This window comes from Saccharobesus litoralis (assembly GCF_003063625.1).
Classification (GTDB): domain Bacteria; phylum Pseudomonadota; class Gammaproteobacteria; order Enterobacterales; family Alteromonadaceae; genus Saccharobesus; species Saccharobesus litoralis.
The window spans coordinates 1232355-1243318 of the sequence record NZ_CP026604.1; the positions used below are offsets into that span (position 1 = coordinate 1232355).

The following is a 10964-nucleotide window of genomic DNA, read 5'->3' on the forward strand; positions in this document are numbered from 1 at the left end:
CACTTAGCAAGTATGAACCTCCAGAAAAGAAGTCCCGATTAGCCGGTATAAAACCGGCCCTACATTAACTATCAGTATCTATTCTCGCATCTAATTCTTGCGCGCGAATATAAGCAGGCCGTTGAATGAGCCGTTGCCAATAGGCTTCAAACGCTGGGCGTTTTTCAATTAAGCCAAACAACATCCCCATACCGATTTGCGAACCCATATACACATCCAGTGCGGAAAATTTGTTGCCAGCTAGATAGTCTTTTCCCGCTAGCGCATTTTCAAGTGTATCTAACACTCTGGCGTAACTACCATAACCAATCGACTGGCTTAATTCATCGGGTACAGTTACACCTAACATATTATTGGTCATCGCCGCTTCCAAAGGCCCAGCTGCAAACAGTAACCAACGATAATAATCACCACGATTTGATGGTTTTGGTGCCAATCCAACATCAGGAAATATATCAGCCAAATATAAACAAATAGCCGCAGCTTCAGTAACCACAACGTCACCATGCACCAAAGCGGGTACTTTACCCATAGGGTTTATTGTTAAAAATTCAGCATCTTGGCGTGTTGTGCCAGATGCCATTACTGTAGTTTGGTAAGGAACACCCAGCTCTTCTAATAGCCAACGCACAATACTGCCACGCGAATTAGGGCTGGTGTAAAAATTAAGATCTGTCATATCAACCTCCTAGTTATGTTACGGGGTAACTATTTTGGGTAACTATACGAGGTGACTCCTGACAGCGTGCTGTCAGTAGCTATGACTTTTGTATCATTTTGTACAGCAAGTTTTAATTTGGTTGATAAGTTATTTATCGAATCACGCTGAACTATAGTCAAAGCGATCAGGTTTTAGGGGCAGCCGTCAAAGCTACCGCATCCGTGCTCACGCTCCTTACCTACATCCATGTAGGCAAGCTTCGAAACCCCATGAGCATATGCTCTATTATGTGATTGGGGTCGCCTAAATGGATTTAGGTGTTAGAACGACGCAGGAGCCAAAGTCGAGAGTAAGCGCTGACAATAAACCATAAGGCCTGAGCGAGAAGACTATATCTGCGGTTAAATTAAGCTGGTCAACAGGGTTGATAATGTGTGTAAAAAACGCGTAGGAAAGTGCCGACTGAGATAACTAGTCGGCACTTATATCCAAGTATTGACTTTGTATTAGCTCAGAATTATCCAAGCACTACACTTTATTCAACATACGGCGCATTTGGCCCTACATCGCTAGCCGTTAGCGGTGTCGGTTTATTAATAGTTGGTTGCGAGCTTAATACCTGTACTTGCGATGAGCTTAAAGCACCGCCATCAACGGCAATCGCATCGCCCGTTGCATAAGCTTGGTTATTTGACCAGATATTAGACGCATCATCTGCAACATTGTTAAACAAGATCCCCTGGCTACTAACAACAGTATTACCATCAACCGTGATATTAAATGGCATTTTATTGTATCTATCGCCACCCAAGTGAATGCCACCACCAACACTGTCGACAATGGTATTGTTGTAGACTTGAATGTTGCTCGATACTTCATGACTATCGTTACCCGTACTGTCTGACGTATCACCGGAATCAATTAAAATAGGACGACGCCAGCTAATACCCGATAAGCCTTCCATATAGTTGTCATAGATTTCATGACCTGAACCATACACACGAATACCACCGGTTTGGTAGTTTTCGTCACTCACTTCAACACTAGCCCCAACACCATAGAAGTAGTTACCGTAAGCTTTATTGTTTGAACCTAAACGGAACGACAGCGAGCCCATTGAGTTTTTAAAGGTGTTATGGCGGAACGTATTGTTGGACGTTTTAACCGTGATAATTTCATTTTCACCGTCACAGTTTTCAAACAGATTATACTCAACAATATTGTTGGTGATCACGTCTTGCGAGTCGGCAATGCCCATCGCTATCGCTTCACGATCTGAATCGCCAGCAGGTGCGCCGCCTGTTTCGAACGGGGCGATAAAGTTAAAGTGGTTACGATAAACATGCAGGTTTTTGGTCATTAACGGATCATCAAACTGAGTTTTGATAAAGCTACCGGTAATTTTTGAACCATTCACATCATCAATATTTTTGTTTTTAAATTCGTTGTAACCAATTGAAATGCTGTCACTGGCTTGGGTCGTAACAATTGACGACTGACTATTGGCAACATCTTTGTGATCAAAGCTATTTCTTAATACCTTGATATTGGTTGAATTGACAATTTTTAATAAGGTACTTTCTGTTGATGGTCCAAATACAAAGCCATGTAAGGTGACATTGTTAGTGTTTTTAATGGTAGCGTTAGTTAAGGTGACACTACCTAGGCTGGCCGCACGCACAAGAACCGGATAACTAAAATCATAGTTAGATATGGTTAACTCACCTGAACCTGTCACAACAATTTCGTCACCTGCTGAAGCCGTTGCTAATACATCACTAAAGTTATCGACCGTGGCATTTAAGGTTGCACCGGTTACCGGATCAACATCACCACCTGTTGCACCGCCATCGTTGCCGTTTCCGTCTCCATTTCCGTCACCGTTGCCATTTCCGCCGTCATCACCGTTGCCGTCAGTACCGCCGTCTGGGCTGACTGCCATCTCGGTAATTGAATTCCAATTGTTGGCACTGTTACCAAAGCCTACAAAGCGTACGTAACGAGCATCGGTTGTTGGAATAGCAAAATCTTCTAAATTCGTTGATGAGCCATTGCTAGTTGCGCCAGCAAGAGAGGTTGTCCAGCTATTGCCGTCGTCGCTAGTTTCAATATCAAAATTAGCGCTGCGTTGATCGCCTTTAAAGAATGCAATACTTACGGTACCAACTTGTTGGCTAACACCTAAATCCAGTTCTAACCATTCACCATGACCTAAAGAAGACCAACGAGTATTTAAATCACCATCGAGAACGTTGTCAGCAATATTGCCATCATCGCTGCTGGCAGTTGCTACAATCTGACCTGTGCCGCCATTCTCACCATTACCATCGCCGCCGTTATCAATAGCTGAAGTATTAATGTCCACCTCAGTAATACTATTCCAGCTATTGGCACTATTACCGTAACCCACTATACGAACAAATTGAGCATCTGAACTGGTTAGCGCAATGTTCTGTAGTGCTGTGGTACTTTCAGCTTGAACACCACTAAATACCGTCGTCCAATTCGATGCGTCTTCTGACGTTAGCACATCAAACGTAGCACTGCGTTGATCACCTTTGTAAAAAGCAATATCAATCGAATCAACTGAAAAACTGTCACCTAAATCATACTCTATATATTCACCTGCACCGTTGGCCGACCAACGCGTAGCAAGATCATTATCAGCGGTATTTTCAGGTACATTTCCATCATGACTACTGGCGGTTATATTGACGGGTTCAGCCGCATTAGCCGAACTGAAACCTAAAGCGAGCAGTATTGAACTTAATAAAAACGATTGCTTAGTTAACATCTTAATTCCCTGTTTATTGTCGTTAAAATTAAACGTTAGGCAAGCGAAAGCACCAAACCAGAAATAACTGACTTGTTGTTAACACTTACGGGTTGAAATTGGGTTAGTTGTTTTGATTCCGTTAAGAATTTAATAAGGCAGGTTTAGCCTTGCTTGACCTGCGGCAAACATAGTTTGCTGACTTTGCAAGCATAAATGCTCGCCCACAAAAGAATAAAATGTAGGTTAGATTTCGATTAAACCACCCAACCTACGATAAATTTGAAAGTCATTACCCCCACCTTGCTAGTTACACAAAGCAGGAGAATTTTTTAGTTCAGCTTATTGATGGTCTACCCAGAAATCGTAAACAACCACTTCACCATAGTTATCAGGATCATCTGTATAGCTTCCCTCTTTTTCAGAATTACTTTGCGTATAGTTACCTATTTTAAAGTAGGACTCGCCATAGCTAAGATCCATCAAGTAGTCGTTTGAGCCATCTTTAACTAAGTATTGTGACGCATTGCCAGCGGCATATGCACTTGCTAGGTTGCCGTCTTCACTGTAGTAAACATAGTGCTTACCATCGATAACTTCGAACATAACCTCGTGCGTTGTACCTAACACATAGTCGGTTTTAACCGTCACATTGCTGCGAAGCTTACCGCCATTAAAGCTAAGGAATAGATGCTCGTCTTCCAATCTAAGTACTAATGAATCATCAATACCTGCTTCTTTGTTACCATGGATTTGCGTCGCAACTAAATGGCTCTTAACAATAGGTAAATGCGTAATCGCTTGTTTTGCATAAACCACATGCTTGCCATCTGTTGTCCAATAGATGTCTTTGCTGCCATCAGCTTCACGCTCACGTAATTCAGAACGAATATAGCTAGAGTTAGGCGTTGTACCATTGTTACTTCTAACCGGTGCGTAAAAAACAATGCCGTCTTTAGCGTCGTTTACGTAGAAGTACTCATTAGTCGCTTGATATAAGGTTTTATCCTCAACACCGTCAGGGTAAGTGATCTTCCATTGATTATAGTTACGCATTAGATCAGATGGGTATTGTGCTGTGCCACCACCATTATCTCCGCCACCATTATCTCCGCCACCATTATCTCCGCCACCATTATCACCACCGCCGTTATCACCATTAGAGCCACCATCAGCGCTAATTGTTATTTCAGTTAACGAGTTCCAGGTATTTGAGCTATTACCTTGACCCACATAACGAACATAGCGAGCTTCACTTGTCACAACCGAGAAAGGCTCTAAAGCCGTTGTATTACCCGCACTAGTCGCGCTGGTTAATACTTTAGTCCAGCTTGAACCATCAACACTGGTTTCAATATCAAAGTAAGTGCTACGTTGATCACCTTTAAAGAATGCAATATTGACTGTACCAACAGGCTGAACAGCACCAAGATCCAACTGTAACCAAGCACCGTTACCATTAGCAGACCAACGTGTATTTAAATCATTGTCTAATACGTTTGCTGCAACGTTGCCATCATCAGCACTTGCCGTCGCAGTGATCGTGACTGGGTCACCGCCACCATTGTTGCCATTATCAACCGCAGACGTATTAATATCGACTTCGGTAATGCTGTTCCAAGTGTTAGCTGAGTTACCATAGCCCACGATTCGAACAAATTGGCCTTCAGAGCTAGTCAATGCAACATTTTGTTGGCTTGCAGTACTTTGACTTTGCACGCCACTGAACACTGTCGTCCAGTTAGTGGCATCAGCAGACGTTAATACATCAAACGTAGCGCTGCGTTGATCGCCTTTGAAAAAAGCAATATCAAGCGAGTCGATAGAGAAATTCGCCCCCAAATCATACTCAATATATTCGCCGTCACCGTTTGCAGACCAGCGAGTACCTAAATCATTATCTAACGTATTTTGCGGAACATTACCGTCATGACTGCTGGCAGTAACGTTAACTGGATTAGCTGCATTGGCAGAACTAATACCAAAAGCTAAAAGAATTGAGCTCATTAAGAATGACTGCTTAGTAAGCATAATGTATTTCCTAATCATTTGTTGTTTGAGTATTAACGAAGAGTTATTGAAGAAGGCGCAAAGATTTTTTTAGCGACTTAACTTTTAAAGTAACTCAATCCAAACTCATCGTTTTGTGTTGTTGTTATAGCGGTAGTGATCATCATCAGCACAGGATGTGTCACCACTCGTTCACTGACCACCAACAATCTATATGACCAATTAAAACCAAACCCTTCCTACCGGCCAAACAAATTATAGTAAACAGCGATTTGATTTATAACTAACAAATAGAGATCTATCAAACACAATATTTTTACAAAATAACAACAATTGGACATACCAAATGTTTGCAAATACGCTAAAACCCGTATTAACACTGAATTTTGATAGCTTTTAGCAATATATTTTAAATAACAAGGCTATATAAGAGTAAATTAAACGTTATAAAAGGATTGACAACTTTAATATTGGACATACCAATAAAACTTACAAAACAGCTTATTTCACTGTTACATTTTGCCAATTTGCAATTTGGCTCACATTTGTAGGATGGGGTAATGAGCTCGGTGAACGTTTCCTGATGGCTTAATGGCTTGTCAGCTTTTTTGTCAAGTAGAGAAAGGTTTGATCCACCACTCAGATCGAGATTCAAAATATACTCGCAACAAATTTAGAAGGCTATTCGATAAGAAGCCCAGCAGGACATTCTGAGTGACATCCCCCCTGTTTTATACAGTACTTGGCTTCATTCTTATTTAGACTACAAAAGCCCAAATGAATATGAAGTTGTAATGGCAAAATTACAAAACGCAGCTTAACTGCATGCTCACAAAATGGTTAACTAGGTCAAGAGGGATAGTTGTAAAAATTCAGCATCATTGTTTATTGCGCCAGACGCTAAAGCTATGGCTTGGTTTGGTTTGGTTTGGTTTGGTACAAAAAAAGCTCTTCTCATATCCACGAACATAAAATAATCAGGGCGCAATGAAAATAAATAACCAGTACTTTATGAACTCTAAATTTTACGACTATAGTTAAAAGGATTAGCGAAATTATGAAGGGATGTCGACATGTCAGCAGCCAGCTCAGATTTTTTTTTCGGTGATAAAAAACACCTAGAATTACGCAGTATTTGCGGCCTAAGTGACACAGTCAGTGATAATCACTTTTCAGCGCAAGTTAATCGATACTTGGCTGAGAACAATGGCAAAATGGATATTTTTTGTAAAACCACTCACCCACAATTCTCTGTCCTGTTAGGCAAATTAAATCGAGAACAGATCGGCAATTTGAAAATTATTGCAATAAAGGATCGCGTTCCGTCGATAAAAGCCACGCTAACTTGCTCAATTCTATTAGAACAGGGCATCATCAATATTATTCCATTGTGGTGCGCGTGCAATAAAGGTAGAGCAGAAGAAATCATTAGTACCTTGTTGATCCCCATCCACTTGATGAATCTTCAATCAAGAACTTTTCTCAAAGAAGGTAAAAACCTTGTTCGGTTAGATAATGATTTAGAACACGAGGTTCGCTCTGTATTGGCGTTAAGCCTATACCCTGAAAATTTCTCATTTAAATTTGTCGAGCTATTAAAAAGCGCCACGCAAATTGGTAACCGTAACTTATCCATGCAAGACGCATTAAATAAACTCATGATGCGGGTGTGAACCTAGCTTTAAGTTACGAACGATAAATAAAAAGTCGGCCTGAATCGTAGGTTGGGTTAGCGAAGCGTAACCCGACAGTTGGAAGTTAACTCTTAAACCAATTAAAACGTGTCTTACGCCTTCGGCTAAAACACCCTACCCAAAGCAGCAAAGTCGACCCGAGGGTCGACCTACAATTCACATCCAAGTACTAATAAACCGGAAAATCCGTTGCCGAAATTGTCGCGCCGGCTCTAAATATTCTGTCACGTTGCCACTGAGTTTCACCTTCCCATGCGCCGCGTTCAACTGGTGAGCCACCGGTAATGCCATTGATCGCCGCACCATTTGAGTTCTGAGCTGAGCCTGTAAATAAGCTAAAGTCGCCAGTGCTTGGATTGACAAAGTTGCTGCTGTATTGCGACTCTGAAAACGCTGTATTGGTGCCTGTATGCAGAGTGTAAAAATACGGAGCTTTGGCGATTTCTTGGGCAAAGTCGTAAATACTGGTTTCTTCAATTCGTGAGATATTGCCACCTTGTATGGCTTTATGAGTACTGGTATCCGTTATTTCAGCGTAGTCACCTTTAAAGTAGTATTTTTTGCCCGACATCATAATGTTGTTTCTAAAGCTGCCGTTGGACATATGACCACCTAAGTTTAAGTCTGGATCTTCCATGTGCCAGATATTCATAAAATCGTCGTAGTTGTAAAAGGTATTATTGAAGTAGTGGACCTTTTTATCCATATGCTTGGTGCGTGGTCCTAGGTAAATGGGTTTACCATCAGGTTCAACTGGCTTACCTTGGGTAACCCTGTCATAAGGGGTCGCGTTAATGTTGTAGATAAAATTATGATGTACCGTATAGTTATTTACGTCTTCCATATATAGCGCTTTGACCGTAGTACGGCTGTAGTTAAAGCGGTCTGAGTCCATGGCCGGTATACCGTTAATATCGTGAATGCGGTTCCAGGCGATAACCGTATCTTTTAAATCAAGCGGCACACTTTTCGCGGTGCTAGTCATCATAATGGCACCCGCATCTTCACCCATCGCCATGGCTTCAAAAAAGTCATTGTCTGTGATGGTAGATTTAACATGCTCAGTGGTACGGATATGGAAGCGCCCTGTACGGCCAAAGGTATTTTGGGTAATGGTGGTATTTTCCGCTGTATTCCAAAGCGATACGGTAAACTGACCTAACCAACCAATATCTTCGATAATATTGTTGTTAAGCGTATTGTTTTGCCCTGACTCTAGAATAACGCCACTGCCCCAAGTATGGCCAATTAAATTGTTTTCGTATAAGCCGTTATCCGAGTTGTTAATAACAATACCTTCTTTTAATACACCGTAATCGCGACGATAAACAAACGGTGTCATATATTGAAATGAACAGGCATTGACGTGCAGATCATCCGAATTCGTGACTTCCATTTGCGCAGCCACCACGTCAATATTTTCGATTTTAATATTGTCTGAATTGATAACTCTAATGCCCCATTTACGGCGCTTAGCTTCCACTGTTAAGCCATTCATTGTGCCGTTAGCGGGCTTGTAATAGAGAACATTTTGATTGCGTTTATAGAACCACTCGCCTGCCCTGTCTAACACGCTTAAATCGAATATATAGCCAAACCCTTCATGCGCAGTATAAGCCGCTTCGTTTTTCCAAGGACCATTATTGGTGCCGATAAAACTTAGTAAGCGATGGCCTTCGTTTCTAATATCAGCGCCATCTTTTGAGGCTGAAAATATGTTGTTTCTTAGTTTACCGATAAGACCACGTACTATAGCTTCGTCTGTGAAAGTTACGTTTGGTAGTGGCGTAGTACCGTTATGCCAAGTAAACGTTACGTTGGAGCGAACATTAGTACCCTGAGGTTTAGAACCATTGGCGATCACCGCATAGCCACTTTTTTGATCCATAGGGTTTAGCATTTCACCCGTGATATTGTCGGGGAAACGTGCCATTTGTTCGAACTTACCGTTGACGAAAACTTGGGTGTAGTCAGTTTCCACCTGATTACTGTCTAACCAAGCTTTAAATACGCCGGGACGATATTGGTCTTCACTCCAAATGGTATTAACTTCGTTGGCACCTGAGATGGTGATTTGATGCGGATCATGGCCTTTAATCGTAATGTTGTTTTTGTTTTCGATTTTAACTTCTTCGCGATACGTACCGCCCTGAATTAATACGGTATCGCCACTGACCGCCTGATTAACCGCATGACTAATGGTTTGGTATGGCTTGTCCCAAGCACCAGTGGCTGAGTCACTACCCGTGGTTGAAACATGGATAGTTTTGGCCAAAATCGGCGTTGAAATTAGCGACAGTGTTAGTGCTGACAAAGCCAGTTTGCCTATGTTTTTTCCCATCGTTTTTGTAACGCTATATCTATTTTTTCCTTGCATGATATTGCACCCTCGTATGTGTTGTTTTGATCATCAAGCTATAAACCTGATGCCGAATTATTTTGCTTATTGATAAATAGCCACTTTGAAATTCTTAAGCAGCGCAAACAAATTAACCACCACATTGCAGATTGTAAACAATAAACAGTAGAGTAATATCAGCTATATATAGATTAAATATAGCTATAAGTGATAATTTACGTAAAGCAGTTAGAAAGTGAGGTAAGTGGTTGATTACGAGTTAACGGGCGAAAAAAAGCCCACAAAAACAATTGTGTAATTTTGACTGTTAAATTTTAAAAAGATTAGCCAGCTAAACTAACTTTCACCCTGAGCGTAGTTCGACAGGCTCACTATAAACTGGTGCAGTCGAAGGGTCGTGTGTATCAAATGAACACAATCTCTTTCGGCTTAAAACAAGATAATTTATTAAAAAATCTAAGGGGCTAAAAAAAGCATAAGATCTATTGGATAGTGTTATTATGATCGACTAGCTAGATTTGAGCGTAAGTGGAATTAAAATGAAAGACTACTATGTCTATATTTTACTTTGTAATGACGGCAGTTATTACACTGGAATGACCTCAAATATGGATGCTCGGTTGTGGCAACATAACAATGCATATTTCCCAGAATGCTATACCGCTAGCCGTCTCCCTCTTAAACTGGTTTATCAAACCACCTTTAGTGATAAATACCAAGCATTTGATTTTGAGCATCGCATAAAAGGTTGGAGTAGAAAGAAGAAACAAGCTCTTATTTCTGTAGATTGGAACGCTCTCTCAAAGGTGAACAATTAGCTTATTGAATCACAAATGGTTAATTCTTCACCCTGAGCGTAGTTCGACAGGCTCACTATAAACTGGTGCAGTCGAAGGGTCGTGTATATCAAATGAACACAATCTCTTTCGGCTTTTAAAAAATCTAAGGGGCTAAAACAAGCATAAGATTTATTGGATAGTGTTATTATGATCGACTAGCTAGATTTGAGTGTAAGTGGAATTAGAATGAAAGACTACATTGTCTATATTTTACTTTGTAATGACGGCAGTTATTACACTGGAATGACCTCAAATATGGATGCTCGGTTGTGGCAACATAACAATGCATATTTCCCAGAATGTTATACAGCTAGCCGCCTCCCTCTTAAACTGGTTTATCAAACGACCTTTAGTGATAAATACCAAGCATTTGATTTTGAGCATCGCATAAAAGGTTGGAGTAGAAAGAAGAAACAAGCTCTTATTTCTGGAGACTGGAACGTTATATCGACTTTATCGAAGAAGCGCCGATAGTGTATCAATTGTCGGCATTTGATTCTTTACCAGAGCGCAGCTTGACTGGCTTACTATTTGACAATCGTCTTAGGGAAAGTACAGAGGTTTTCTAATTAAACACACGACCCTTCGACTGCTTCGCGCTCAGGGTGAAGATAAGGTCGATAGCGTT

7 protein-coding genes and 1 pseudogene are annotated in these 10964 nt (G+C 41.0%); 4 read left to right on the plus strand and 4 right to left on the minus strand.

The genetic code is table 11. The features are described from left to right. Positions 1–64 precede the first annotated feature (64 nt). The 3 genes from C2869_RS04345 to C2869_RS04355 form a co-directional block, all read right to left on the minus strand. Positions 65–679, minus strand: a complete 615-nt coding sequence (locus C2869_RS04345) for a glutathione S-transferase family protein (protein ID WP_108601790.1) — start codon at positions 677–679, stop codon at positions 65–67. 517 nt (positions 680–1196) lie between these two features. Then, entirely contained in the window at positions 1197–3455 is a 2259-nt protein-coding gene (locus C2869_RS04350) for a discoidin domain-containing protein (RefSeq protein WP_108601791.1), read from the minus strand. Between the two features lie 321 nt (positions 3456–3776). After that, a complete protein-coding gene (locus C2869_RS04355; protein WP_108601792.1) occupies positions 3777–5465 on the minus strand; it encodes a discoidin domain-containing protein in 1689 nt (562 codons plus the stop codon). 674 nt (positions 5466–6139) lie between these two features. Here C2869_RS04355 and C2869_RS23105 point away from each other — a divergent pair. Both C2869_RS23105 and C2869_RS04360 read left to right on the plus strand, forming a co-directional pair. After that, a pseudogene (locus C2869_RS23105) lies at positions 6140–6265 on the plus strand (IS3-like element ISAma1 family transposase); the annotation flags it as partial. A 252-nt stretch (positions 6266–6517) separates the two neighbouring features. Beyond that, positions 6518–7117 (plus strand): hypothetical protein, encoded by a 600-nt coding sequence (locus C2869_RS04360; RefSeq protein ID WP_108601793.1) that lies wholly within the window; start codon positions 6518–6520, stop codon positions 7115–7117. 190 nt (positions 7118–7307) lie between these two features. Here C2869_RS04360 and C2869_RS04365 read toward each other — a convergent pair whose 3' ends face one another. Next, entirely contained in the window at positions 7308–9479 is a 2172-nt protein-coding gene (locus C2869_RS04365; protein ID WP_108601794.1) for a right-handed parallel beta-helix repeat-containing protein, read from the minus strand. Positions 9480–10036: 557 nt separating this feature from the next. On the opposite strand from C2869_RS04365, the gene C2869_RS04370 reads away from it, so the two are divergent. Together C2869_RS04370 and C2869_RS04375 are read left to right on the plus strand one after the other, a co-directional pair. Continuing rightward, complete coding sequence (locus C2869_RS04370; protein WP_108601795.1) at positions 10037–10315, plus strand: GIY-YIG nuclease family protein; 279 nt, start codon at positions 10037–10039, stop codon at positions 10313–10315. Positions 10316–10522: 207 nt separating this feature from the next. Further along, entirely contained in the window at positions 10523–10810 is a 288-nt protein-coding gene (locus C2869_RS04375) for a GIY-YIG nuclease family protein (RefSeq protein ID WP_108601796.1), read from the plus strand. The last annotated feature ends 154 nt before the right edge of the window (positions 10811–10964 follow it).